Origin of the sequence: Enterobacter sp. 04-C-12-SI-ECC (assembly GCF_047530715.1) — a bacterium.
GTDB lineage: Bacteria > Pseudomonadota > Gammaproteobacteria > Enterobacterales > Enterobacteriaceae > Enterobacter > Enterobacter bugandensis.
This window is the reverse complement of record NZ_JBLKDI010000018.1, coordinates 60,313-86,689: the sequence shown is the minus strand read 5'-3', so window position 1 is coordinate 86,689 and position 26,377 is coordinate 60,313. Positions and strand designations below refer to the sequence as shown.

Annotated in this window: 18 protein-coding genes; 7 read left to right on the top strand and 11 right to left on the bottom strand. The window is 55.5% G+C overall.

Annotated elements, in window-relative coordinates:
* Positions 1-60: 60 nt before the first annotated feature.
* Entirely contained in the window at positions 61-753 is a 693-nt protein-coding gene (locus tag ACMWL8_RS19710; protein WP_028012566.1) for a DUF421 domain-containing protein, read from the bottom strand.
* A 127-nt stretch (positions 754-880) separates the two neighbouring features.
* Between ACMWL8_RS19710 and ycaO the strand changes: the two genes are divergently transcribed.
* The 4 genes from ycaO to pflA all read left to right on the top strand — a co-directional run bounded on the left by ycaO (position 881) and on the right by pflA (position 7,183).
* Complete coding sequence (gene ycaO, locus ACMWL8_RS19705; RefSeq protein WP_045261826.1) at positions 881-2,641, top strand: 30S ribosomal protein S12 methylthiotransferase accessory factor YcaO; 1,761 nt, start codon at positions 881-883, stop codon at positions 2,639-2,641.
* 406 nt (positions 2,642-3,047) lie between these two features.
* The gene (gene focA / locus ACMWL8_RS19700; protein WP_028012564.1) at positions 3,048-3,905 is read left to right on the top strand and encodes a formate transporter FocA; all 858 of its coding nucleotides are present in this window, start codon (positions 3,048-3,050) and stop codon (positions 3,903-3,905) included.
* A 51-nt stretch (positions 3,906-3,956) separates the two neighbouring features.
* Entirely contained in the window at positions 3,957-6,239 is a 2,283-nt protein-coding gene (pflB, locus tag ACMWL8_RS19695; protein WP_023338210.1) for a formate C-acetyltransferase, read from the top strand.
* A 203-nt stretch (positions 6,240-6,442) separates the two neighbouring features.
* Complete coding sequence (gene pflA / locus ACMWL8_RS19690) at positions 6,443-7,183, top strand: pyruvate formate lyase 1-activating protein (protein WP_028012563.1); 741 nt, start codon at positions 6,443-6,445, stop codon at positions 7,181-7,183.
* A 36-nt stretch (positions 7,184-7,219) separates the two neighbouring features.
* Here pflA and ACMWL8_RS19685 read toward each other — a convergent pair whose 3' ends face one another.
* The 10 genes from ACMWL8_RS19685 to lrp form a co-directional block, all read right to left on the bottom strand.
* Entirely contained in the window at positions 7,220-7,750 is a 531-nt protein-coding gene (locus ACMWL8_RS19685; RefSeq protein ID WP_045261767.1) for an anti-virulence regulator CigR family protein, read from the bottom strand.
* Positions 7,751-7,872: 122 nt separating this feature from the next.
* A complete protein-coding gene (locus tag ACMWL8_RS19680; protein ID WP_045261768.1) occupies positions 7,873-9,021 on the bottom strand; it encodes an MFS transporter in 1,149 nt (382 codons plus the stop codon).
* 275 nt (positions 9,022-9,296) lie between these two features.
* Positions 9,297-10,160, bottom strand: coding sequence for a dimethyl sulfoxide reductase anchor subunit family protein (locus ACMWL8_RS19675; RefSeq protein ID WP_045261769.1), 864 nt, complete (start codon positions 10,158-10,160; stop codon positions 9,297-9,299).
* Between the two features lies 1 nt (position 10,161).
* Positions 10,162-10,779, bottom strand: a complete 618-nt coding sequence (locus tag ACMWL8_RS19670; RefSeq protein ID WP_014883208.1) for a DMSO/selenate family reductase complex B subunit — start codon at positions 10,777-10,779, stop codon at positions 10,162-10,164.
* A 10-nt stretch (positions 10,780-10,789) separates the two neighbouring features.
* A complete protein-coding gene (dmsA, locus tag ACMWL8_RS19665; RefSeq protein WP_045261770.1) occupies positions 10,790-13,234 on the bottom strand; it encodes a dimethylsulfoxide reductase subunit A in 2,445 nt (814 codons plus the stop codon).
* A 211-nt stretch (positions 13,235-13,445) separates the two neighbouring features.
* Positions 13,446-14,738 (bottom strand): serine--tRNA ligase, encoded by a 1,293-nt coding sequence (gene serS / locus ACMWL8_RS19660; protein ID WP_045261771.1) that lies wholly within the window; start codon positions 14,736-14,738, stop codon positions 13,446-13,448.
* A 92-nt stretch (positions 14,739-14,830) separates the two neighbouring features.
* Positions 14,831-16,174 (bottom strand): replication-associated recombination protein RarA, encoded by a 1,344-nt coding sequence (gene rarA, locus ACMWL8_RS19655; RefSeq protein WP_028012558.1) that lies wholly within the window; start codon positions 16,172-16,174, stop codon positions 14,831-14,833.
* Positions 16,175-16,183: 9 nt separating this feature from the next.
* Complete coding sequence (gene lolA / locus ACMWL8_RS19650; RefSeq protein WP_028012557.1) at positions 16,184-16,798, bottom strand: outer membrane lipoprotein chaperone LolA; 615 nt, start codon at positions 16,796-16,798, stop codon at positions 16,184-16,186.
* Positions 16,799-16,925: 127 nt separating this feature from the next.
* A complete protein-coding gene (locus ACMWL8_RS19645; RefSeq protein WP_045261772.1) occupies positions 16,926-20,627 on the bottom strand; it encodes a DNA translocase FtsK 4TM domain-containing protein in 3,702 nt (1,233 codons plus the stop codon).
* Between the two features lie 135 nt (positions 20,628-20,762).
* Complete coding sequence (gene lrp / locus ACMWL8_RS19640) at positions 20,763-21,257, bottom strand: leucine-responsive transcriptional regulator Lrp (RefSeq protein WP_000228469.1); 495 nt, start codon at positions 21,255-21,257, stop codon at positions 20,763-20,765.
* A 544-nt stretch (positions 21,258-21,801) separates the two neighbouring features.
* On the opposite strand from lrp, the gene trxB reads away from it, so the two are divergent.
* The 3 genes from trxB to cydC all read left to right on the top strand — a co-directional run bounded on the left by trxB (position 21,802) and on the right by cydC (position 26,372).
* Positions 21,802-22,770: a thioredoxin-disulfide reductase gene (gene trxB, locus ACMWL8_RS19635; RefSeq protein WP_045261773.1), complete on the top strand. Its 969-nt coding sequence runs from the start codon at positions 21,802-21,804 to the stop codon at positions 22,768-22,770.
* A gap of 114 nt (positions 22,771-22,884) precedes the next feature.
* A complete protein-coding gene (gene cydD, locus ACMWL8_RS19630) occupies positions 22,885-24,651 on the top strand; it encodes a heme ABC transporter permease/ATP-binding protein CydD (protein ID WP_048999363.1) in 1,767 nt (588 codons plus the stop codon).
* Positions 24,651-26,372, top strand: coding sequence for a heme ABC transporter ATP-binding protein/permease CydC (gene cydC, locus ACMWL8_RS19625; RefSeq protein ID WP_045261775.1), 1,722 nt, complete (start codon positions 24,651-24,653; stop codon positions 26,370-26,372). The genes cydD and cydC overlap by 1 nt, the downstream gene beginning before the upstream one ends.
* Positions 26,373-26,377: the final 5 nt, after the last annotated feature.

Below are 26,377 nucleotides of genomic sequence, written 5' to 3'. Positions count from 1 at the left end.
TGCCCTTCGTCACACAAAACAATCTGCCGCCTCGTCGTCACAAAACCGACAAAATCGCTGTCAGACGAGGCGTTTAGCCCGGCTAACCTTTGTCCATTCCGGATTTGCACAACGAGGGCATAATTGATGATCGCCTGCATGCATCCCCACAACATGACTACATTTTATACATGCATACTCCCCGGTTTCAGGTATCACCCTGAACCGTTCTACTAACATATCCGGCAGGATACACAGGCCGGGCTTGACGTCGTCATCAGCATAGTAATAGACGCTGATTTGCCCATTGGTTTCCATAATAGCCAGCCGCACCTGTCCGAGCTGTTCAACGCTATTCAGGCGCAGCTCCATGAAGAACTCAAACTCGGTCATATTGGCGCTTTGCACATTTTCCCAGGCCAGTTGACCGTCCTCGACAATAACGACCGGTTTCCCTTCAAGCAGATCTTCCAGCTTTTCACTTTTTGACATCAGCCACATCACCAGCCGGTAAAGCAAGGCGAGGGAAACAAAAACGATAAACACCGGCACCATCGGCACGTCGTCATAAAACGCGACGTCCCCCGCCGCCGAGCCCAGCGTCAGGATGATCAGCACTTCAAACAGCGACATCTGACGAACGCCACGACGGCCGGTAATTTTGAGAAATAGGAAGACGAGTACGAAGGTATACAGGCTGCGCAGCGCCACTTCGCCCAGAAATTCAGGTGGAACTTTATCAAACGCCATCCGCTGGAGATCAAATGCTTTCATTTTTCTATGCCTTAACAGTCAGTTACTGCTACTAAGCATAGCCCAGCCATTTATTTTCGCCGGAGATAGCACCCGTCACGCAAAACCCGTATCATTGCGCGCTTTACGTACGATAAAAGTGAACGCCATGACTCAAACGTTTATCCCCGGCAAAGACGCCGCTCTGGAAGATTCCATCGCTCGCTTCCAGCAGAAACTGACCGACCTGGGCTTTAACATCGAAGAAGCCTCCTGGCTCAATCCGGTGCCTCACGTCTGGTCCGTGCACATTCGCGACAAAGACTGCGCGCTCTGCTTTACCAACGGTAAAGGTGCGACGAAAAAAGCGGCACTGGCCTCTGCGCTGGGTGAGTATTTTGAGCGTCTGTCCACCAACTATTTCTTCGCTGACTTCTGGCTGGGTGAAACCATCGCCAACGGCCCGTTCGTTCACTATCCGAACGAAAAATGGTTCCCGCTGACCGAAGACGATGAACTGCCGGAAGGCATTCTGGATGGCCGTCTGCGTGCCTTCTACGATCCGGAAAACGAACTGACCGCCAGCATGCTGATCGATCTGCAGTCTGGTAATGAAGAGCGTGGGATCTGCGCCCTGCCGTTCACCCGTCAGTCTGACGAGCAGACCGTCTATATCCCGATGAACATCGTCGGCAACCTGTATGTGTCTAACGGTATGTCCGCCGGTAACACCCGCAATGAAGCGCGCGTGCAGGGTCTCTCTGAAGTCTTCGAGCGTCATATCAAAAACCGTATTATTGCCGAATCCATCAGCCTGCCTGAAATTCCGGCAGACGTGCTGGCGCGCTACCCGGGCGTGGTGGAATCCATCGCCAAACTGGAAGCCGAAGGTTTCCCAATCTTTGCCTATGACGGCTCGCTGGGCGGTAAATATCCGGTTATCTGCGTCGTGCTGTTTAACCCGACTAACGGAACCTGCTTCGCCTCCTTCGGCGCGCACCCTGACTTCGGCGTGGCGCTGGAGCGTACCGTGACCGAGCTGCTGCAGGGCCGTAGCCTGAAAGATCTCGACGTATTCACCCCGCCAACGTTTGACGATGAAGAAGTGGCCGAGCACACCAACCTCGAAACCCACTTCATCGACTCCAGCGGTTTGATCTCCTGGGATATGTTCAAGCAGGACGCGGACTTTCCGTTCGTGGACTGGAGCTTTGCCGGTACCACCGAAGAAGAGTTCGCTACATTGATGGCAATCTTCAACGCCGAAGATCAGGAAGTCTACATTGCCGACTACGAACACCTGGGCGTTTACGCGTGCCGCATCATCGTACCTGGCATGTCCGATATCTACCCGGCGGAAGATCTGTGGCTCGCAAACAACAGCATGGGCGCGCACCTGCGTGAAACCCTACTCTCCCTGCCGGGCAGCGAGTGGGAAAAAGAAGATTATCTCAACCTGATAGCCCAGCTGGACGATGAAGGCCACGATGACTTTACCCGCGTGCGCGAGTTGCTGGGTCTGGCGACCGGGAAAGATAACGGCTGGTACACGCTGCGCATCGGTGAACTGAAAGCGATGCTGGCCCTCGCGGGCGGCGATCTGGATCAGGCTCTGGCCTGGACAGAATGGACCATGGAGTTTAACCAGTCGGTCTTCTCCGCCGAGCGCACCAACTATTACCGCTGCCTGCAAACCCTGCTGCTGCTTGCGCAGGAAGACGATCGTGAGCCACTGCAGTACCTGAACGCTTTCGTACGTATGTACGGTGCTGAAGCGGTTGAAGCCGCCAGCGCGGCGCTGAGCGGTGAAGAGCCGTTCTACGGTCTGCAGGCGGTTGACAGCGATCTGAAAGCCTTCCCGGCGCATCAGTCTCTGCTGAAGGCCTATGAAAAACTGCAGAAAGCAAAAGCCGCTTACTGGTCAAAATAAACGCATATAACATTAACGGCAGTAGGCGTATTCAATCGTCTGGGCTATATTACGGGGCAATTTCATTGCCCCGTTTTTTATTCTCTTCGGCAATGATTGTTGATTGTAATAATAAAGTTAAACACGGGTAAATATAATAATATTTGCCTGGGCTTTATTGTTACTTTTTATGGTAAATACTCCATATTAATTAACTGTTTCGAAGGGGGCCGAACGAAAAAATTCAACTCTTTTCATAACTTTTAAAATTTATTTTTATACGGATAATCAAATACTTACTCCGCATTTGTTGTAAAACCATACATACTGCGGGCCTATAAGCCAGGCGAGATATGATCTATATCAATTTCTCTTCTATAATGCTTTGTTAGTATCTCGTCGCCGACTTAATAAAGAGAGAGTTAGTGTGAAAGCTGACAACCCTTTTGATCTTTTACTCCCCGCCGCGATGGCAAAAGTTGCCGAAGAAGCGGGTGTCTATAAAGCAACGAAACACCCGATGAAGACGTTCTATCTGGCGATCACCGCTGGTGTGTTCATCTCTATCGCTTTCGTCTTCTACATCACCGCCACCACCGGTACTGCCGGAATGCCTTTCGGCATGGCCAAACTGATTGGCGGCATTTGCTTCTCACTGGGTCTGATTCTCTGCGTCATTTGCGGCGCCGACCTCTTCACCTCAACGGTGCTGATTGTTGTGGCGAAAGCCAGCGGAAGAATTACCTGGGGTCAACTGGCGCGCAACTGGCTTAACGTCTACGTTGGTAACCTGATTGGCTGTCTGCTCTTTGTTCTGTTGATGTGGCTCTCTGGCGAGTATATGACCGCCAACGGCGGCTGGGGGCTTAATGTCCTGCAAACCGCTGACCACAAAATGCATCACACATTTATCGAAGCCGTTGCTCTCGGCATCCTCGCAAACCTGATGGTCTGCCTGGCGGTCTGGATGAGCTACTCTGGCCGTAGCCTGATGGATAAAGCCATGATTATGGTTCTGCCGGTTGCGATGTTTGTTGCCAGCGGCTTCGAGCACAGTATTGCGAATATGTTCATGATCCCGATGGGGATTGTTATCCGCAACTTTGCAAGCCCGGAGTTCTGGACCGCAGTTGGTTCATCCCCGGAAAGTTTCTCTCACCTGACTATTATGAATTTCATTACTGATAACCTGATCCCCGTCACTATCGGGAACATTATCGGTGGGGGTCTGTTAGTTGGGTTGACATACTGGGTCATTTACCTGCGTGGCGGCGACCATCATTAATGGTTGTCTCAGGCAGTAAATAAAAAATCCACTTAAGAAGGTAGGTGTTACATGTCCGAGCTTAATGAAAAGTTAGCCACAGCCTGGGAAGGTTTTGCGAAAGGTGACTGGCAGAATGAAGTCAACGTGCGTGACTTCATTCAGAAAAACTATACCCCGTATGAAGGTGACGAATCCTTCCTGGCTGGCGCAACTGACGCGACCACCAAGCTGTGGGACAGCGTAATGGAAGGCGTTAAACTGGAAAACCGCACTCACGCGCCAGTTGATTTTGACACCTCCGTTGCATCCACCATCACTTCTCACGATGCTGGCTACATCAACAAAGCCCTTGAGAAAATTGTTGGTCTGCAGACTGAAGCACCACTGAAACGCGCCATCATCCCGTTCGGTGGTATCAAAATGGTTGAAGGTTCCTGCAAAGCGTATAACCGCGAGCTGGACCCAATGCTGAAAAAAATCTTCACCGAATACCGCAAAACCCATAACCAGGGCGTATTCGATGTTTATACCAAAGACATTCTGAACTGCCGTAAGTCTGGCGTTCTGACTGGTCTGCCAGATGCCTATGGCCGTGGCCGTATTATCGGTGACTACCGTCGCGTTGCGCTGTACGGTATCGACTTCCTGATGAAAGACAAATACGCGCAGTTCGTTTCCCTGCAGTCTGACCTGGAAAACGGCGTAAACCTGGAAGCGACTATCCGTCTGCGTGAAGAAATTGCTGAACAGCACCGCGCGCTGGGTCAGATCAAAGAGATGGCGGCTAAATACGGCTGTGATATCTCTGGTCCTGCGACCAACGCTCAGGAAGCTATCCAGTGGACCTACTTCGGCTACCTGGCCGCAGTTAAGTCTCAGAACGGTGCAGCAATGTCCTTCGGCCGCGTATCCACCTTCCTGGATGCGTACATCGAACGTGACCTGAAAGCAGGCAAAATCACCGAGCAAGACGCTCAGGAAATGATTGACCACCTGGTCATGAAACTGCGTATGGTTCGCTTCCTGCGTACCCCAGAATATGATGAACTGTTCTCTGGTGACCCAATCTGGGCAACCGAATCTATCGGTGGTATGGGCGTTGACGGTCGTACGCTGGTTACCAAAAACAGCTTCCGCTTCCTGAACACCCTGTACACCATGGGTCCTTCTCCGGAGCCGAACATCACCGTTCTGTGGTCTGAAAAACTGCCTCTGAACTTCAAGAAATTCGCCGCTAAAGTGTCCATCGACACCTCTTCTCTGCAGTACGAGAACGATGACCTGATGCGTCCGGACTTCAACAACGACGACTACGCTATCGCTTGCTGCGTAAGCCCAATGGTTGTTGGTAAACAAATGCAGTTCTTCGGTGCGCGTGCAAACCTGGCGAAAACCATGCTGTACGCTATCAACGGCGGCGTTGATGAAAAACTGAAAATGCAGGTTGGTCCTAAGTCTGAGCCAATCAAAGGCGACGTGCTGAACTATGACGAAGTCATGGAGCGCATGGACCACTTCATGGACTGGCTGGCTAAGCAGTACGTGACCGCGCTGAACGTTATCCACTACATGCACGACAAGTACAGCTACGAAGCCTCTCTGATGGCGCTGCACGACCGTGACGTTATCCGCACCATGGCGTGTGGTATCGCAGGTCTGTCCGTTGCGGCGGACTCCCTGTCTGCAATCAAATACGCGAAAGTTAAACCAATTCGTGACGAAGACGGTCTGGCCGTAGACTTCGAAATCGAAGGTGAATACCCGCAGTTTGGTAACAACGACGCTCGTGTTGATGACATGGCGGTTGACCTGGTAGAACGTTTCATGAAGAAAATTCAGAAACTCACTACCTACCGTAACGCTATCCCGACTCAGTCTGTTCTGACCATCACCTCTAACGTTGTGTATGGTAAGAAAACCGGTAACACCCCAGACGGTCGTCGTGCTGGCGCGCCATTTGGCCCAGGTGCTAACCCAATGCACGGTCGTGACCAGAAAGGTGCTGTAGCTTCTCTGACCTCCGTTGCTAAACTGCCGTTTGCTTACGCGAAAGATGGTATCTCTTACACCTTCTCTATCGTGCCAAACGCGCTGGGTAAAGACGACGAAGTGCGTAAAACTAACCTCGCGGGTCTGATGGATGGTTACTTCCACCACGAAGCGTCCATCGAAGGTGGTCAGCACCTGAACGTGAACGTAATGAACCGTGAAATGCTGCTCGACGCGATGGAACATCCTGAGAAATATCCTCAGCTGACCATCCGCGTATCTGGCTACGCAGTACGTTTTAACTCCCTGACGAAAGAACAGCAGCAGGACGTTATCACCCGTACTTTCACTCAGTCCATGTAAGTGGAATTGACTGAAATCACGCGTTAAAAAGCGTACAATAAAGGCTCCACGCAAGTGGGGCCTTTTTAACACCCTCGCTTCACCAGTCTCTTTTGTCCGCTATCTATACTTTATGGATAACAGCCAAAACAGACTCGACATAGCCTTTGAGCTGTGCAACTACACAGGCCCCCGGATGGGCCAAATTCGGAGATATCACCGCAATGTCAACTATTGGTCGCATTCACTCCTTTGAATCCTGTGGCACCGTCGATGGCCCGGGGATCCGCTTTATTACCTTTTTCCAGGGCTGCCTGATGCGCTGCCTGTACTGCCATAACCGCGACACCTGGGACACGCACGGCGGTAAAGAAGTCACCGTGGAAGATCTGATGAAAGAGGTGGTGACCTACCGCCACTTTATGAACGCATCCGGCGGTGGCGTGACCGCGTCCGGCGGTGAAGCTATTCTTCAGGCTGAGTTTGTCCGCGACTGGTTCCGCGCCTGCCATAAAGAAGGCATTCATACCTGTCTCGACACCAACGGCTTTGTACGCCGCTACGATCCGGTCATTGATGAACTGCTCGACGTGACCGATCTGGTGATGCTCGATCTCAAACAAATGAACGATGAGATCCACCAGAATCTGGTTGGCGTTTCTAACCACCGTACGCTGGAGTTTGCCAAATACATCGCCGATAAAGGCATCAAAACCTGGATCCGCTACGTTGTTGTTCCCGGCTGGTCAGATGACGATGACTCCGCGCATCGCCTGGGTGAATTTACCCGCGACATGGGCAACGTCGAGAAAATTGAGCTTCTGCCCTATCACGAACTGGGTAAACATAAATGGGTGGCGATGGGCGAAGAGTACAAGCTTGATGGCGTGAAGCCGCCGAAAAAAGAGACGATGGAACGCGTGAAAGGTATTCTTGAGCAGTACGGCCACAAGGTCATGTATTAAAGAGAAGGCCCGGTAAGAACCGGGCCTTTTTATATTCTATTTAAAGACGCCGTTAATTACGGAGGTCACAATTGCCGTACTCAGCGCAATTAAGACCAGGTCGTCCCCGACCACGCGCCATTCATAGCCCGGGTAAGAAGGAAGCTGGCCGAGCATAGAGGCTGGTACGGTCTTCTTCTCAATGCCCGGAGGAAGTGGTTTACCGCGTGCGAGGTTTTTCGCAATCCCCGGAGGCAGAGACTCATAGCCCGTTAAGCCATAATTCAGGGCCAGGTGGCGGGCATGATCGAAGCTCACGCGAGCGTCGACGTCATTACCGACATCTTTGCTGTTTTTGAAGCTCTTATCCGATTTTCCAGGGTTTTCCTTTCCGCTATTTTGCTTATTACCATGGTTACCGGAATTACCAGAATTTCCGTTACCATGATTGCCGCCATTACCTTGTCCGCCACTGTTTCCATGACCACCGCCATTCCCGTTTCCAGGATTCGCCATGACCGGAGCCGTTGCAAACGTTAAAGACAACACTACGGCAAGTGCGGTAGTGGAAAAACGACGTATAGACATGATTGTTGCCTTTTGTGGTAGAACTCATTTGAATTATCGCCAGGCGGGAAAAACAAACAATGCGTAAAAGTCTTATATGTGACAGGGACAAAAAAGCCTGTCATCGACAGGCTTTTATTTAATCAGGCGTGCGCCACAGGGGTTGGATGCTCGCCCGCTTTGCGCAGCAGCATCAGGAGATAAATAAACGACACGCTGGCAATCATGATAAACAGCAAATTATCGGAATAATTCTGCATCAGCATCGCGGTAAATGTCGGTCCCAGCAGGCTACCGATGGTATAGCTTAATAATAGCGCCTGGTTCATTGCCACGAGCTGGTGATGTTCTACTTTCTCACAGGCCCACGCCATCGCGACCGGGTAAAGCGTGAATCCTGCGGCCCCAAGAATAAACAGTGCAGGCGCCATCGCGGCGTTGCTGAGCATCGCAAGGCATCCCATGATCACCACGAAGACCTGAACGCGCAGCACCAGCAGACGACCAAAACGGTCCGCCAGGCGGCCAATCGGCCATTGCCCCACAATACCCGCACTGACCATCACCGCCATCCAGAAACCAATTCCGGAATCGCTGACGCCCTGATGATTCAGGTAGAGCGGCATCAGGCCATAGAGCGAGCCCAGTACAATTCCCGAAATAATGCAGCCGTTTACGCCCAGACGCGCCTGGCGAAGTCTCAACATCGGCCAGACGTGGGTCGCTTCCTGATGTTCGCTGTTCTGGTTCACAATGCGCGTAAAGAGCAGCGGCAGGATCGCGGCCAGCACCATGCCGGTTACCCACGGCAGCACGCTCATCAGGTCGGTTGGCAGTTTGCTGACCATCAGTTGACCCAGAACGGTACCGACGTAGTAAACCATCATATAGGCCGCCAGCAGACGTCCGCGGTTGCGGGAGGTACCGCTACACATCAGCGCGCTTTCAACCACCACCCAAATCATCGCGCAGCCGACGCCGGCGATAAAGCGCCATGCCATCCAGCTCCAGAAGCCCACCATCAGACCCAGCCCGGCGCACCCGGCAGCGAAAATCAGCGAGGCCAGATAATAGCTGCGATTAAAGCCAAAACGCTTAATCAGGCTACCGGTTAATAATGTGCCCAACAGGTTCCCGGTAAAAAAGGACGAGCTGACCATACCCACCTGCCAGGTCGGTAAGTTTTCATGGGCGAGCCACAGCGGGACGAGCGTGTTTAACACGGCGATCGCCAGGGTCAACAGAAGCAGGCCACAGAGCAACAGGAGCACTGGCCGGGTATAGGTGGTCATGGATTAAAAACCGTGAGGAAGTTCAGATTTCGTGCGCATCATGCCACTGGCAAAAACAAAGTCAATCCACAGATTTAGCCGGCTCGCACAATATGTTCCCTGTCGATTTAAAAAACTTATCCTGCTAATGCAGCGCCTGCTATAGATATTAATTATGTATCTGTTTTTATTTATTAATGACCTAAATTAAAACAAAACGACAGTCGAAAAATTTCATGAATGAAAAAAAGAAAAGCCGGGCGCTATGTCCCGGCTTTTTATAACGAAAAATGAAATTAGCTGGCGATAGCCATACCGACCGTCATATGCAGGCCGTAAAACACACCGCGACCAATTAACTCCCCTGCCAGCACCAGCACAAAAGCCAGTGACAGGAGCGGCAGTGCAGGCTGATAAGCTTTAAGCTGAGGGGCGATCCAGCACACCAGCGCAGCTGCCAGCAACACCACGCGCCAGGCCATCAGCGAACCGTAGTCCGGCACCAGCGCAGAAGCCTGCTGGATAGAGCTGTGAATGGTTGCCAGCTCGGCCCCCTGCATCAGGGCGACCATCGCGCTCACCACCAGCGCCAGCAGCGAAACGGCTGGCAGCAGACGCATTGCCCAACCGTTTACCCCCGCCACGCGCAGCAGCAGGTAGCCCAGCAGCGGCCCGCCGATAAACATCGTCAGGAAGAAGCTCATCGGCGTCCAGACGCTGTACCAGGTTGGAACGGTATCGATAGTGTTATAGACGCGCACCATCATCCACACGAACACCACGCCCAATACCATGGTGACGATCAGCCACAGGCTGCGCAGGCCCGCAGGCAATTTCTTCAACGCAGCCAGCAGCCACCCCAGCCCGCCGACGGCAAAGAAGATTGCCCCGCTGGCAATTTCGTTACTGAGCGACGACGCCCCCACGCGGTTCAGGGAGTTGAACGCGCGCATCGGTGAGCCCAGGTGCAGCGTAGAGGCGATAAATCCAATCCCCATCAGCACCCACAGGCCAAACATGCTCAACACTAAACGCTGCTGCTGTTCGGCATTGAGGTTCCCTTTTAACAGCGCCAGCGCCAGAACAATAAAGCCGCCCACTACGCACTGCCCAAAGACCGTGAAGATCATCAGCGGCCATTCATGCCATCCACTTCCCATCTCACACCTCCTTCGGATTTGCCAGGTAGCCGGTGGTGTCACCCGTCGGACGGCTGTTGGCGTTAGGTTTAATGACAATACTCGGCTTGGTGAAGTGCGCGGACGGCAGCGGTGCCACAGCGGCAAGCTGACCGTGTTTCTGACGCAGCTCTTCTATCGGACCAAAATCCAGCGCGCGCAGCGGGCAGGACTCGACGCAGATTGGCTTTTTGCCGTCCGCTACGCGGCTGTGGCAGCCGTCGCACTTGGTCATATGTCCTTTGGCGGCGTTGTACTGCGGCGCGCCGTACGGGCACGCCATATGGCAGTAGCGACAGCCGATGCAGACATCTTCATCCACCACCACAAAACCGTCCTCCCGCTTGTGCATCGCCCCGCTCGGGCACACCTTGGTGCAGGCCGGATCTTCACAGTGGTTACAGGCAATCGACAGGTAATAGGCAAAGACGTTCTGATGCCAGACGCCGTTATCTTCCTGCCAGTCGCCCCCGGCGTATTCGTAAATACGGCGGAAGCTCACGTCCGGGGTGAGATCTTTATAATCTTTACAGGCCAGCTCGCAGGTTTTGCACCCGGTGCAACGGCTGGAATCAATGAAAAATCCATACTGGGTTGTCATCGGTTACTCCTTAAACCTTTTCAACCTGGACAAGGTTTGTGTGAGACGGGTTGCCTTTCGCCAGCGGCGACGGACGCTGCGTGGTCAGGACGTTAATACTGCCTGCCTGGTCGATGCGGTTGGCATCCGGGCTGTACCAGGCCCCTTCCCCCAGTGCCACTACGCCAGGCATCATGCGCGGTGTCACTTTGGCTTCAATGTGTACCTCGCCGCGACCGTTAAAGATACGCACGCGATCCCCGTTACGGATACCACGTGCTTTGGCATCCATCGGGTTGATCCACATCTCCTGGCGGCAGGCGGCCTTCAGTACGTCAACGTTGCCGTAGGTGGAGTGCACGCGCGCCTTGTAGTGGAAACCGGTCAGCTGCAGCGGGAATTTCGCCGTCAGCGGATCGTTATAGTTTTCGAACCCCGGCGTGTAGATCGGCAGCGGATCGATAACATCTCCTTCCGGCAGCTCCCAGGTAGACGCGATTTTTGCCAGTGCTTCGGAGTAGATTTCGATTTTGCCCGACGGCGTGGTCAGCGGATTCGCCTGCGGATCTTCACGGAACGCTTTATACGCCACGTGATGCCCTTCCGGGTCACGCTGCTTGTACATGCCCTGCTTGCGGAAGGTGTCGAAGTCCGGCAGATCGGGAATTGCTTTACGAGAGAGCTCGTGCAGATGGCGCATCCACCCTTCCTGAGTACGCCCTTCGGTAAACTGCTGTTCGACGCCCAATCGCTTCGCCAGTTCGGAGGTCATCTCATAGATGGTTTTGCACTCGAAGCGCGGCTTGATGGCCTGGTCGGTAAAGATCACGTAGGACATGTTGCCGCAGGAAGCGTCCAGCGCGAAATCCATCTGCTCAGACGCGGTGCAGTCCGGCAGCAGAATATCGGCATATTTTGCCGAGGAGGTCATGTGGCAGTCGATCACCACAATCATCTCGCACTTCTTGTCGTCCTGCAGAATTTCATGGGTGCGGTTGATTTCCGAGTGCTGGTTGATAAGGCAGTTGCCGGCGTAGTTCCAGATCATCTTGATCGGCACATCCAGCTTGTCTTTGCCCCGAACGCCGTCGCGCAGCGCGGTCATTTCCGGGCCGCGCTCGATCGCGTCAGTCCACATAAACATGGAGATGCTGGTCTGAACCGGGTTATCCAGCGTCGGCATCCGCTCAAACGGCACTTCATAAGAACCTTCGCGCGCGCCGGTGTTACCGCCATGAACGCCGATGTTGCCGGTCAGAATTGAAAGCATGGAGATAGCGCGGGTGGCGATTTCACCATTCGCATGACGCTGCGGTCCCCAGCCCTGGCTGATGTAGGCCGGTTTAGCTGAACCAATCTCACGCGCCAGCTGAACAATGCGCTCGACCGGAATACCGGTGATGGTGGAGGCCCACTCCGGCGTTTTCGCTACGCCGTCGCTGCCCTGGCCGAGAATATATGCCTTGTAGTGACCATTTGCAGGGGCACTGGCTGGCAGCGTTTTCTCGTCATAACCGACGCAGTATTTGTCAAGGAACGGCTGATCGACGAGGTTTTCAGTAATCATCACCCACGCCAGCGCGGAAACCAGTGCCGCATCGGTACCGGGACGAATGGGGATCCACTCATCTTCGCGCCCGGCACCGGTGTCGGTATAGCGCGGATCAATAATGATCATGCGGGCATTAGATTTGGCGCGGGCCTGCTCGAGGTAGTACGTCACCCCGCCGCCGCTCATGCGGGTTTCGCCCGGGTTGTTACCGAACAGGACGACCAGCTTACTGTTTTCGATATCGGACGGGCTGTTGCCGTCGGCCCAGCCGCCGTAGGTGTAGTTCAGACCTGCGGCAATCTGTGCGGAAGAGTAGTCGCCGTAGTGGTTGAGATAACCGCCGCAGCAGTTCATCAGACGCGCGACCAGCGTTTTACCCGGTGGCCAGGAGCGAGTCAGCGTGCCGCCCAGCGTCCCGGTGCCATAGTTCAGGTAGATGGACTCGTTGCCGTACTCTTTGATCAGGCGCTGCATGTTGGTGGCGATAATGTCGTAGGCTTCGTCCCAGCTAATGCGCTCAAACTTCCCTTCCCCACGCTTACCGACACGCTTCATTGGGTATTTCAGACGATCCGGGTTGTAGACGCGGCGACGCATGGAGCGACCGCGCAGGCAGGCGCGAACCTGGTGTAACCCTTCGTAGTTATCGTCCCCGGTGTTGTCGGTTTCGACATACTTAATTTCGCCATCCACCACGTGCATACGCAGCGGACAACGGCTACCGCAGTTTACGGTACACGCACTCCACACCACTTTTTCCGGAGCTGCGGCTGCGGATAGTGCGTCCGCCGCCGACGCCAGCCGGGTAAAAGGGAGCGTGAAGGCGCTGCTGGCTACAGCCAGGCCGCCTATTGCCGTGGTTTTCATCAACCCACGGCGAGTGACCTCGGCAGCCATTAACGCTTCAGGCGCTTTGATTTTCATAGAGACTCACTTTGGTTGCTCACAAAGAAAAAAGAGGCGGCACGAACCGCTATATAGTTTTGTAAATAACGAATTTCTTCGTTATCAGCGTCTTATGCTGACTTTCATTCGGAGGAGTATTACTACTTTAGAGGGGGGGGGTATTGCGTCGTGTCAATTCAGAGGCATAAAAAAAGCGCCCGAAGGCGCTTTTTTGTTGTGAGGCAAAGAATTAGCCGATGTACTGCTGGCCTTTCATGTATGGACGCAGCACTTCAGGGATCTCGATGCGGCCATCTGCCTGCTGGTAGTTTTCCAGCACAGCAACCAGCGTACGGCCAACAGCCAGACCAGAACCGTTCAGGGTATGCACCAGACGGGTTTTCTTGTCAGATTTGCTGCGGCAGCGTGCCTGCATGCGGCGCGCCTGGAAATCCCAGACGTTAGAGCAGGAGGAGATTTCACGGTAGGTGTTCTGTGCGGGCACCCAGACTTCCAGGTCGAAGGTTTTGCAGGCACCAAAGCCCATGTCACCGGAGCACAGCGCCATGCGGCGATACGGCAGGCCCAGCAGCTCCAGCACTTTTTCCGCATGGCCAGTCATCTCTTCCAGCGCGTCCATGGATTCTTCCGGACGGACAATCTGCACCATCTCGACTTTGTCGAACTGGTGCATACGGATCAGACCACGGGTGTCGCGACCGTAAGAACCGGCTTCTGAACGGAAGCACGGAGAGTGTGCCGTCAGCTTGATTGGCAGATCGTCTTCGTCAATGATCTCATCACGCACGAGGTTGGTCAGCGGCACTTCCGCGGTTGGGATCAGCGCATAGTTGCTGCTGTCTGCTTCTTCATCCAGCGGACGGGTATGGAACAGATCGCCGGCAAATTTCGGCAGCTGGCCCGTACCGTACAGCGTATCGTGGTTAACCAGATACGGAACATAGGTTTCGCTGTAGCCGTGCTGCTCGGTGTGCAGATCCAGCATGAATTGCGCCAGGGCGCGGTGCAGATGGGCAATCTGACCTTTCATTACTACGAAGCGAGAGCCGGTCAGCTTAACCGCAGCGGCAAAGTCCAGGCCCGCGTGCATTTCGCCCAGCGTCACGTGATCGCGCACTTCGAAGTCAAACTCGCGAGGCGTACCCCAGCGCTTCACTTCAACGTTGTCGTTCTCGTCTTTGCCGACAGGCACGCTGTCGTCAGGAATGTTCGGGATAGCCAGAGCGATGTCACGAATTTCGGCCTGAAGAACGTCCAGCTCCGCTTTCGCCTGATCCAGCTCTTCACCCAGCTTGTTCACTTCCAGGCGTAATGGCTCAATATCTTCCCCGCGCGCTTTCGCCTGGCCAATGGATTTCGATCGAGAGTTACGCTCTGCCTGCAGATTTTCAGTTTGTACCTGCAGTACTTTACGACGCTCTTCAAGAGCGCGCAGCTTATCTACATCCAGCTTAAAGCCCCGGCGTGCCAGTTTTTCAGCGACTGCGTCTGGCTCATTACGCAGCAGATTGGGATCGAGCATGCTTATCCTGTGCTTATCGAATTAAAATAGGAAATGTGACCACAGCCTGCGGTCACAAGGATACAATTGCCAACATTACCGCAACGATTGAACTAACGGTAGCGTTTTATAGGGCTATTTTGATCCTGTCCGGCGAGCCAGGTGAGCTTTTCACCAATCTTGCCTTCAAGACCTCTGTTTGTGGGATGATAATAGCGCGTTTGTGCCATCTCCTGCGGGAAATATTCCTCCCCGGCGGCGTAGGCATTGGGTTCATCATGAGCGTAACGGTACTCCTGCCCGTAACCCATCTCTTTCATCAGTTTGGTTGGCGCATTGCGCAGATGAACCGGCACATCGTAGTCCGGGCGCTCGCGCGCATCCGACATCGCTGCTTTAAACGCGGTATAGACCGCATTGCTTTTCGGCGCGCAGGCCAGATAGACAATTGCCTGCGCAATGGCGCGTTCGCCTTCCGCCGGGCCTACGCGGGTGAAGCAGTCCCAGGCTGAAAGCGCAACCTGCATGGCGCGCGGGTCGGCATTGCCAACATCTTCTGACGCAATCGCCAGACAGCGGCGCGCAACGTATAGCGGATCGCCACCTGCGGTAATGATACGTGCGTACCAGTAGAGCGCCGCATCCGGCGCGCTGCCGCGTACGGACTTATGCAGCGCCGAGATCAGGTCGTAGAAACGGTCGCCTTTATTATCGAAACGCGCGCTGCGCTCTCCGGCAATTTCCGTGAGCAGTTCAGGCTTCAATACGCGCTTGCCCGCATCGTCCACTTCGGCCATATCGGCCATCATTTCGAGCGTGTTCAGCGCGCGGCGCGCATCGCCGTTGACCAGCTCCGCAATCGCACGTCGCGTGTCGTCAGGCAGAACGATATCCTGCCCGCCGTAACCCCGCGCTTTGTCGTCCATTGCCTGGGTCAGAACCTTTTCGATATCTTCCGTGGTCAGGGATTTAAGCAGGTAGACGCGGGCGCGGGACAGCAGCGCCGAGTTGAGTTCAAACGACGGGTTTTCGGTGGTCGCGCCGATGAAAAAGATCGTCCCGTCCTCAATGTGCGGCAGGAAAGCATCCTGCTGGCTCTTGTTGAAGCGGTGGACTTCATCGACAAAGAGAATGGTGCGGCGTCCGGCATTGCGGTTTTGACGCGCGCGCTCGATCGCCTCGCGGATCTCCTTCACGCCAGACGTTACCGCCGAGATACGCTCAACGTCCGCGTTGGCATAGCGGGCGATCACTTCAGCGAGCGTGGTTTTTCCGGTGCCGGGCGGCCCCCAGAGGATCATGGAGTGCAGATGCCCCGCCTCAATAGCGCGCGGCAAGGGTTTCCCCGCAGCCAGCAGATGCTGCTGACCGATGTACTGCGCTAAATTTTCTGGCCGCATACGGGCGGCCAGAGGTTGAAACGCATTATCTGAAAAATCGAGCGACAGGTTGCTCACTCACGCCTCTTACTTATTGCGTTGGTCGTCCACCGTTACGCCCTGCGGCGGGGTAAAGGTGAATTTCGATGCGTCAACGGCGCCGTTTTGCTGAGACTTAAGCTGGTAGCTGCTGCGCTGATCGTCCTGCTCAACCGCGCCGAACTGATTAATGGTACCGTTGGTGCTTACGTTGATGGTGAACTGCTTCAGATTGCCGTTGCTGCCTTTCGGCGTCAGGACAAACTCATCACCGTTCTGTTTAATGTTGTACTGCTGCCAGTCGCTGGTCTGATTGCGGGCGATCAGCATAAACGGCGTATTGCTGGTCGCGTCTTTCAGCCAGGTCGCAGTGGCCTGCTCAACAAACGGGTTGAAGAACCACAGGGTTTTACCGTCAGAAACCAGAATGCTCTCATCCGGCTGGGTCATGTGCCAGTTAAACAGATTGGGGCGTTTCACCCACAAATCACCCTGTCCTTCCTGCACCGCGTTGCCGCTGCCGTCCGTCACTTTTTGCGTGAAGCTGGCGTGGAAGCTGCTTACTTTATCCAGTCGGCTTTTAAGGTCGCTGGCTGCATCAGCCCAGACGCTGCTGGCTACAAAACTGGTGAGTAATGCACAGGCGATGGCGATTTTTTTCATTGTTATTCCTTAAAATACGTCTTCCCGAAATGGGGTTTCCGTTTCTATTCTGGACCTGCCCGAAGGCAGGCAACAGAAGAATATGCTTAATTTTTGCTGATTTACCCTTCTTTGCAATCGCTGAAGGTTAATCAAACGGCGGCGGAGCCAGCACCTCACGGTTACCGTTGTGCCCCTGCTCGCTCACAATGCCCTGCGCTTCCATCTGCTCGATGATGCGCGCCGCGCGGTTATAGCCGATGCGGAACTGACGCTGCACGCCAGAGATGGACGCTTTGCGTTTTTCAGTAACGAAATTAACCGCCTGGTCGAATAACGGATCCAGCTCTTCGCCGCCGTCAAAGCCACCACCGCCGCCTTCGCTTTCGCTGTCGGAGGTAATGCCGTCAACGTACTGCGGACGTCCGCGCGCCTTCCAGTCCTGCACCACGGCGTGTACTTCCTGGTCGCGAACAAACGCGCCGTGTACGCGCACCGGAGAGGTGGAGTTCGGGCCGGAGTACAGCATGTCACCCATTCCCAGCAGCGACTCAGCGCCGCCCTGGTCAAGAATAGTACGGGAGTCGATTTTGCTCGAAACGGTAAACGCAATACGGGTCGGAATATTCGCCTTAATCAGACCGGTGATAACGTCCACGGACGGACGCTGGGTCGCCAGCACCAGGTGAATACCTGCCGCACGCGCTTTCTGTGCCAGACGCGCGATCAGCTCTTCCACTTTCTTCCCGACGGTCATCATCAGGTCGGCGAATTCATCCACCAGCACGACGATATAAGGCAGTTTCTCCAGCACAGGATGCTGGGCATCCATGCTGTCACCCGGCTTCCAGTAAGGGTCCGGAATCGGACGACCCATGCGCGCCGCCTCGGCGATCTTCTCGTTATAACCGGCCAGGTTACGCACGCCCAGCGCCGACATCAGCTTGTAGCGACGCTCCATTTCATTGACGCTCCAGCGCAGGGCGTTGGCGGCGTCCTTCATGTCGGTGACCACTTCCGTCAGCAGGTGCGGAATGCCTTCGTAGACCGACAGTTCGAGCATTTTCGGGTCGATCATGATGAAACGCACGTCTTCAGGCTGCGCTTTGTAGAGCATGCTCAGGATCATGGCGTTCACGCCGACCGATTTACCGGAACCGGTAGTACCCGCTACCAGCAGGTGAGGCATTTTCGCGAGGTCTGCCACCACCGGGTCGCCGGCGATATCTTTACCCAACACCACGGTCAGAGGAGATGGGTTATCGCGGAACTTGGTGTTATCCAGCACTTCACGCAGGTAAACGGTCTGACGTTTCTTGTTCGGCAGCTCAAGGCCAACGTACGGTTTACCCGGAATCACTTCCACCACACGTACCGCCACGGTCGACAGAGAACGCGCCAGGTCGCGGGAGAGGTTAGAAATACGCGCGGCTTTGACGCCCGGCGCCAGGTTCAGTTCGAAACGGGTGATCACCGGACCCGGCGAGTAGTTCACCACGTCCGCCTTAATGCGGAAGTCTGCCAGACGGGCTTCCACCAGACGGGCCATCTGCTCCAGGGCAAACGTATCAACCGGTTCGACTTCAGCCGGTGGCGGCGTCAGCAGATCCAGCGACGGCAGCGGCGTGCTCGGACGCTGCAGAGGACGGCTATCACCGTTACGCATCAGCAGCGGGTGAATCAGGCTCTCCTGCGGCTGCGGTGCTGGCTGCTGGTACTGCGTAGGCTGCTGTTGTGGCTGCTGCGGTTGCGCATATGGCTGCTGAACAGGTTGCTGCGGCTGCGCGTAAGTCTGTGCCTGCGGCGCTGGCGGCTGACGCACAGGCTCAGCTTCAGGCATCACGCTTGGGGTGAACAGCGGCTCGCTCGGGCCATCATCCACCAGATCTTTCATCGGCGAGAACTCGAAATCCGATAATGAGAACGGGTTCGCACCAGCTGGCTGTTCACCTGAGTAACGCTGCTGCTGGGTTGCCGCAAACTGACGCGCTAATTCGGCTTCAGCAGCGTCATCTTCGTCTTCCAGCATAGGTTCATCATGCTGATAGTCTTCACCGTAGCGCTGATTCTGCTGCGCGGCGAACTGGCGCGCCAGCTCGTCCTGCTGCATTTCATCAGCATCATCTTCGTAGTCCGTCCCACGCGCTTTCTCTTCGGCCATCCGCTGGGAAGGCAGCTTGATCCCATAGGAGGCAAGCTCACGACGAGTTGGAACGCGGACGCGGTTAGGGCGAGGCAGTTGCGGACCAATTCCCTCTTTCACCTGCGGACGCGGCGCACCGCCCGTTGCCAGGCTAAAGACAGGTGCCGCCGCCGCTGCGGCTGCGGCTGCGGTAGCCTGCTTCACGCTTTCCGCTACGGGGGCAACAGCAGGCGTCGGGTCGACCGGTGGAACCGAAACCGACGGGGCTTTTGGCGCAGGTTCCTGCACCGGTTCAGGCACAGGCTGATACCATGCCGCCAGCTGTTCGCGCTCACGAGCACGGCGTTCTTCAACTTCTTCAAAATAGTACATTGGCGGACGAGACGGTTTCACCTCTTCCACCACCTCAGGTTCAGGCTGAGGCTCGACATAAGGCTGCACAGGTTCAACCGGTTCAGGCACGTACTCCTGATAAGGCTGGGCCGCAGGCTGCTCATAGTGCTGCTGTTCATACTCAGGTTGCGGCGGCTGATAAGGCTGCTGCCACTGCTCCTGCTGCACGGGGATATAGCTCTCTGGTTCCGGCGCGATAACAGGCTCCGGCGTGTGGACACCCGGCGCGGTCTGCCAGGCAACCTGAGGCTGCTGAATAGCGGATTCCGGAGGCGGAACCGGCGCGGATGGCATCACGGCTTCGACAGGCGCGGCATACGCCTGTGATGCTGTCGTTGCGGCTGCGGCCGCGGCAACCGGCGCGGTAACGGTATGGCCGTTAAGCAGCGGATCGTATTCATCGAAATCACCCGGCATCGCCCGGTTGCCGGAGAAAAGCACATCATCAGGATCGACTGCACTACCCGCTGCGCGGTACTCCACCTGCTCGTCTTCATCCATACGCTTACCGGAGAAGAGCGCCGCGTCGGTTTTACGTCCAAGCGGGTTGGCAAATTTTTCAGCAACGCGCTGGCGACGCGCCAGGGCACCGCGCAGAATACGAGCACGACGAGATTCACGACGTTGCACCGGCGCATCGTCTTCCTCTTCGTACTCATCTTCATATTCTTCTTCATCGACCCACGTGTCGTCGCGGCGGGTACGGTTGCTCGCGAAGGTCAGGATCGTCAGAATAAAGCTGCCGATCTTTTCGGCAATGCTCACCCATGACCAGCCGGTAAACAGCGTCAGCCCGGCCGCCCAGATGCAGAGCAGCGCCAGCGTGCCGCCGCTGCTGTGAAGCATCGGCTGTAGCGCAGAGCTCAGCAGGCTGCCAATCACCCCACCGGAGGCGAAGTACCAAATATCATCGGCATTAATCGCCGCCAGCCCGCAGGAGGTGAGGATCAGCGCCAGGGCGCCAATCAGGCGCAGGGAAACCGCAAAATAGTCGATGTAATCATCGTTCTGACGATGACGCCATGCAAACCAGCATCCGCCAATGATTATGACGGGAATGGTGTAGGCCATCACACCGAAAATGAAAAAGAGCGTGTCCGCAAGCCAGGCTCCGGGTACGCCACCTAAATTATGGATAGGCTCATGCCACGCGGTTTGCGACCAACTGGGATCGGAGGGGTTGAAACTGAGTAAGGCTGCCATCAGCCAGACGGCAAAAAGGGCAATAACGATCAGCAAAGCCTCGAGGAGACGACGTCCGCTGCTTAGCTTCGATAGTGTGACTTCTTTGTCTTCAGTGTATTCCTGGCTCAAGAAAGGCTCTCCAGGTATCAGGCATATCCTGCCTGTTTGCTAAAACGGACAACAGCGCCGGGGCTCCCCGGCACTGTTGCTGTATGGATTAACAGGAGTGTAATCAAACTACGCTGATTTTGCACCTGTTCCGTGTTAGCGCGTCTTAATAACCAGACGATTGCTCTGTTTGACCTCTTCCATCACCACATAGGTACGGGTGTCGTTCACGCCTGGCAGACGCAGCAGGGTTTCCCCCAGCAGCTTACGGTAGGCGGACATATCAGGCACACGGGTTTTCAACAGGTAGTCGAAATCACCGGACACCAGATGACACTCTTGAATTTCTTCAAGTTTTTGTACAGCGGCGTTAAATTGCTCAAACACATCCGGCGCACCACGATTCAGAGTAATCTCAACAAATACCAGAAGTGAGGCATCCAGATAATGCGGGTTCAGCAGAGCCGTATAGCCCTGAATAAAACCCTGTCTTTCCAGTCGGCGCACACGCTCAAGGCACGGCGTCGGGGAAAGTCCCACACGTTTTGAAAGCTCGACGTTGGAAATACGCCCATCCTTTTGCAATTCATTAAGAATGTTACGATCGATACGGTCGAGATCTTTGCCAGGGCGCTTCTTGCTATCTACCATTATTATTGTCTCTCTGTATTCCTTCCCTACTCCTGCCTGGACCCTGTGCACATCACTGTTCAGAGCCTGTACCCGTTAGTCATCACATCGCCTGGTTATGTATTAGACGCGATGCGGATTCGGGTTCTGTTGGTAAGAAGACCGCTGCCCGAAGGCTGTCACCGACATCACGTATGGCGTCTGTCCACGCCATGCGTAGATTTCACTGACACGGTAAAAATGGCATTTACGTGCATGCCTATGCGGCATACGGTTAACGCGGTTTTTTTTCTTCCTTGAATGTTTTCGCAAATGCGCAGGGGATTGTCAAAGCAAAACATCGTTTTTTAGTACAAGATGCCGGATATTCATTACGGGGGGGTATTAATCCTCATTTTACTGCTTTATAAACGAGCGGTTTTCAGTAGAAAACGTGACGTAACGGCACTGGATTCATCGGGCGCAGCTATTGCATATATCGAAAGCAAAATCCCAGTGCTCTTTTTTTACGGCAACAAATTCCCTACAATCCAGCCCATTGCCTGCCAACAACAATGGGGATCTCATGGGCACGACCAAACACAGTAAGTTGTTAATCCTTGGTTCTGGACCTGCGGGATATACCGCGGCGGTCTATGCTGCACGCGCAAACCTGCAGCCGGTTCTGATCACCGGCATGGAAAAAGGCGGTCAGTTGACCACCACCACGGAAGTGGAAAACTGGCCGGGCGACCCGAACGATCTGACCGGGCCGCTGCTGATGGAACGCATGCACGAGCATGCCGCCAAATTCGAAACCGAAATCCTGTTCGACCACATTAATAAAGTGGATTTGCAGAACCGTCCGTTCCGCCTGACGGGTGACAGCGGTGAATACACCTGCGATGCGCTAATCATTGCCACCGGCGCCTCTGCCCGTTATCTCGGCCTGCCGTCTGAAGAAGCGTTCAAAGGCCGCGGCGTCTCTGCCTGTGCGACCTGCGATGGTTTCTTCTACCGTAACCAGAAAGTCGCGGTTATCGGCGGCGGTAACACCGCGGTGGAAGAAGCGCTGTACCTGGCGAACATTGCCTCTGAAGTGCATCTGATTCACCGTCGTGACACCTTCCGCGCCGAGAAGATCCTTATTAAGCGCCTGATGGATAAAGTGGCGAGCGGCAACATCGTGCTGCACACCAACCGTACCCTGGAAGAAGTCACCGGCGATCAGATGGGCGTTGCGGGTCTGCGCATTCGTGATACCCAGAACACCGATAACCTCGAAACGCTGGAAGTGGCGGGCCTGTTTGTGGCAATCGGCCACAGCCCGAACACCGCGATCTTCGAAGGCCAGCTGGAGCTGGAAAACGGCTATATCAAAGTGCAGTCCGGCATTCACGGTAACGCGACCCAGACCAGCATCCCGGGCGTGTTCGCTGCCGGTGACGTGATGGACCATATTTATCGTCAGGCGATCACCTCTGCGGGCACCGGCTGTATGGCCGCGCTGGACGCTGAACGCTACCTCGACGGACTGGCTGAACAAGGTAAATAATCTTTACAAGTCAGTAACAAACGTAAATAAAGGCGGCCACAGGTCGCCTTTATTTTTGCTCGCGTGTAACATGCAGATGTCTAATTTCTTATAACGTCACCTGCAAAATACGCAATGGAAAAAACCCGTCAACAAGAGTTAACACGCTGGCTGAAACAGCAAAGCGTTATTTCCCGCCGCTGGCTTACGATCTCCCGTCTTCTGGGGTTCGTTAGCGGTCTGTTGATTGTTGCCCAGGCATGGCTGCTGGCCCGCATTCTTAATCACATGATCATGGAGAACATTCCCCGTGAAGCGCTCCTGCTGCCCTTTATCGTTCTGATCCTGGTTTTTGTCCTGCGCGCCTGGGTGGTGTGGCTGCGTGAACGTGTTGGCTTCCACGCCGGACAGCATATCCGCTACGAGATCCGTCGTCAGGTGCTCGACCGCCTGCAGGAAGCCGGGCCCGCGTGGATCCAGGGTAAACCGGCCGGAAGCTGGGCGACGCTGATCCTTGAGCAGATCGACGATATGCACGATTACTACGCGCGCTATCTTCCGCAGATGGCGCTGGCGGTTTTTGTGCCGCTGTTGATTGTTATTGCCATCTTCCCGGTGAACTGGGTGGCGGCGCTGATCCTGCTGGGGACCGCTCCGCTGATCCCGCTGTTTATGGCGATGGTCGGCATGGGTGCGGCTGATGCCAACCGCCGCAACTTCCTGGCGCTGGGCCGGCTGAGCGGACATTTCCTCGATCGTCTGCGCGGGATGGAAACCCTGCGTATTTTTGGTCGCGGTGAAGCGGAAACCGAGAACATTCGCCAGGCATCACAGGACTTCCGCCAGCGCACGATGGAAGTGTTACGCCTGGCGTTCCTCTCGTCCGGCGTGCTGGAATTCTTTACCTCGCTGTCGATTGCCCTCGTGGCGGTTTATTTCGGTTTCTCCTATCTCGGCGCGCTGGATTTCGGCCACTACGGCACGGCGGTGACCCTCTCTGCCGGTTTCCTCGCGCTCATCCTGGCTCCGGAGTTTTTCCAGCCGCTTCGCGACCTGGGGACCTTCTATCATGCTAAAGCGCAGGCCGTTGGCGCGGCCGACAGCCTGAAAACCTTCCTGGAGACGCCGCTGGCGCACCCGGAGCGCGGTGACGTGGCGCTGAACGCTAAAGAGCCGGTAACCGTCGACGCGAGCGATTTCTGCATTCTCTCGCCGGAAGGAAAAGTGTTGGCTGGCCCGCTGAACTTTAGCCTGCCCGCCGGAAAACGCGTGGTGCTGGTCGGCACCAGCGGTTCAGGGAAGAGTTCTCTGCTGAATGCGTTATCCGGCTTTATGGCCTACACCGGTTCGCTGCGGATAAACAAAACTGAACTGCGTAATCTCGATCCCGACGCCTGGCGTAAGCAGCTCAGTTGGGTCGGACAAAACCCTCAGCTACCTGCTTCCACGCTGCGCGAAAACGTGCTCCTGGCACGCCCGGATGCTCGTGAAGATGAACTCCAGTCCGTTCTCGACCGCGCGTGGGTCAGTGAATTTCTGCCGCTGCTCCCGCAGGGTGTCGATACCGTGGTAGGCGATCAGTCTGCCGGGCTGTCTGTCGGCCAGGCACAGCGCGTGGCCGTCGCCCGTGCGCTGCTGAACCCGTGCCAGCTGATGCTGCTGGATGAGCCTGCTGCCAGCCTGGATTCACACAGCGAGCAGCGCGTCATGGCGGCCCTGAGCGCCGCTTCCCTGCAGCAAACCACCCTGATGGTTACCCATCAGCTGGAAGGCATTGCTGACTGGGATGAGATCTGGGTGATGGAAAACGGACATATTGTTGAGCAAGGCAATTACGCCGCTCTTGTTGCCGCGCAGGGGCCGTTCGCCGCCCTGCTGGCGAACCGTCAGGAGGACATCTGATGCGTGCTCTGCTGCCTTATCTTGCGCTCTATAAACGCCACAAGTGGATGCTGACGCTGGGGATCGTGCTGGCGATTGTCACGCTGCTCGCCAGCATCGGCCTGCTCACGCTTTCCGGCTGGTTCCTGTCGGCCTCCGCCGTAGCCGGGTTCGCCGGATTATACAGCTTCAACTATATGCTGCCGGCGGCAGGCGTGCGGGGTACCGCCATTACCCGTACTGCCGGACGCTATTTCGAGCGGCTGGTCAGCCACGACGCGACGTTCCGCGTCCTGCAGCACCTGCGCATTTACACCTTCAGTAAACTGCTTCCCCTCTCCCCTGCCGGGCTGGCGCGTTTTCGCCAGGGTGAATTACTGAACCGTGTCGTTGCGGATGTCGACACGCTGGACCACCTTTACCTGCGGGTGATCTCCCCGATAGTGGGCGCGTTTGTGGTGATTGTGGTAGTTACGCTGGGGCTGTCCGTTCTGGATGTTCCCGTTGCGCTGACGCTGGGCGGGATCATGCTGCTGACGCTTATCATTCTGCCACCGCTGTTTTATCGCGCCGGGAAATCCACCGGGGAAAACCTGACGCGGCTGCGCGGGGATTACCGCCAGCAGCTGACCTCCTGGCTTCAGGGCCAGGCGGAGCTGACCATTTTTGGAGCCAGCAAGCGCTACCGTGCCCGAATGGAAAGTACGGAGCTGAACTGGCATGAAGCCCAGCGCCGCCAGTCGGAACTGACGGCCTTCTCGCAGGCGCTGATGGTGTTAATCGGCGGCGTGGCGGTGATCGCCATGCTATGGCTGGCATCAGGCGGCATTGGAGGTAATACCCAGCCAGGCCCTCTTATTGCCCTCTTTGTTTTCTGCGCGCTGGCCGCATTTGAGGCTCTGGCCCCGGTGACGGGCGCTTTCCAGCATCTTGGACAGGTGATCGCCTCTGCCCTGCGCATCACTCAGATTGCCGAACAGGAGCCTGAAGTCACGTTCAGTGCCGGGCAAACCACCGTGCCTGAGCAGGTGGCGCTGACGTTTGATAACGTGACCTTCGCCTATGACAAACAGGCGCAGAACGCGCTGGAGGGTATCAACCTTTCCGTTAATGCAGGGCAGCGGATTGCGATCCTCGGCCGTACCGGCTGCGGTAAGTCGACGCTGCTGCAGCTGCTGACGCGCGCCTGGGATCCACAGCACGGTCAGATTCGTTTTAATAACACGTTGCTGACTGATTTCAGCGAGCAGGCCCTGCGCAAGACCGTGAGCGTTGTTCCACAGCGCGTGCATCTGTTTAGCGCCACCCTGCGCGATAACCTGCTGCTGGCCGCGCCAGAGTCTTCGGACGATGATCTTCGCGCCGTACTGGAGCAGGTCGGACTGCAAAAGCTGCTTGAGGACGAAGGACTGAATAGCTGGCTGGGAGAAGGCGGTCGTCAGCTTTCCGGCGGAGAGCTGCGCCGTCTGGCCATTGCGCGCGCGCTGCTGCATGATGCACCTCTGATGCTGCTCGACGAACCTACAGAAGGGCTTGATGCGACAACCGAGAGTCAAATCCTTGATTTACTGGCAAACGTTATGGCAGGAAAAACCGTCCTGATGGTGACACACCGCCTGCGCGGGCTAGCAAGTTTTGATCGGATAATTGTGATGGACAACGGACACATTATTGAGCAAGGTAGTCACGCAGAGCTGTTGGCGAAACAGGGTCGCTACTACCAGTTCAAACAGCGTCTGTAGACTAT

What these genes read in the sequence shown, in the direction of transcription:
- ACMWL8_RS19710 (WP_028012566.1), bottom strand. Translation starts at nt 753, where the DNA reads ATGAAAGCATTTGATCTCCAGCGGATGGCGTTTGATAAAGTTCCACCT.
- ycaO (WP_045261826.1), top strand. Translation starts at nt 881, where the DNA reads ATGACTCAAACGTTTATCCCCGGCAAAGACGCCGCTCTGGAAGATTCC.
- pflB (WP_023338210.1), top strand. Translation starts at nt 3,957, where the DNA reads ATGTCCGAGCTTAATGAAAAGTTAGCCACAGCCTGGGAAGGTTTTGCG.
- pflA (WP_028012563.1), top strand. Translation starts at nt 6,443, where the DNA reads ATGTCAACTATTGGTCGCATTCACTCCTTTGAATCCTGTGGCACCGTC.
- ACMWL8_RS19685 (WP_045261767.1), bottom strand. Translation starts at nt 7,750, where the DNA reads ATGTCTATACGTCGTTTTTCCACTACCGCACTTGCCGTAGTGTTGTCT.
- ACMWL8_RS19680 (WP_045261768.1), bottom strand. Translation starts at nt 9,021, where the DNA reads ATGACCACCTATACCCGGCCAGTGCTCCTGTTGCTCTGTGGCCTGCTT.
- ACMWL8_RS19675 (WP_045261769.1), bottom strand. Translation starts at nt 10,160, where the DNA reads ATGGGAAGTGGATGGCATGAATGGCCGCTGATGATCTTCACGGTCTTT.
- ACMWL8_RS19670 (WP_014883208.1), bottom strand. Translation starts at nt 10,779, where the DNA reads ATGACAACCCAGTATGGATTTTTCATTGATTCCAGCCGTTGCACCGGG.
- dmsA (WP_045261770.1), bottom strand. Translation starts at nt 13,234, where the DNA reads ATGAAAATCAAAGCGCCTGAAGCGTTAATGGCTGCCGAGGTCACTCGC.
- serS (WP_045261771.1), bottom strand. Translation starts at nt 14,738, where the DNA reads ATGCTCGATCCCAATCTGCTGCGTAATGAGCCAGACGCAGTCGCTGAA.
- lolA (WP_028012557.1), bottom strand. Translation starts at nt 16,798, where the DNA reads ATGAAAAAAATCGCCATCGCCTGTGCATTACTCACCAGTTTTGTAGCC.
- lrp (WP_000228469.1), bottom strand. Translation starts at nt 21,257, where the DNA reads ATGGTAGATAGCAAGAAGCGCCCTGGCAAAGATCTCGACCGTATCGAT.
- trxB (WP_045261773.1), top strand. Translation starts at nt 21,802, where the DNA reads ATGGGCACGACCAAACACAGTAAGTTGTTAATCCTTGGTTCTGGACCT.
- cydD (WP_048999363.1), top strand. Translation starts at nt 22,885, where the DNA reads ATGGAAAAAACCCGTCAACAAGAGTTAACACGCTGGCTGAAACAGCAA.
- cydC (WP_045261775.1), top strand. Translation starts at nt 24,651, where the DNA reads ATGCGTGCTCTGCTGCCTTATCTTGCGCTCTATAAACGCCACAAGTGG.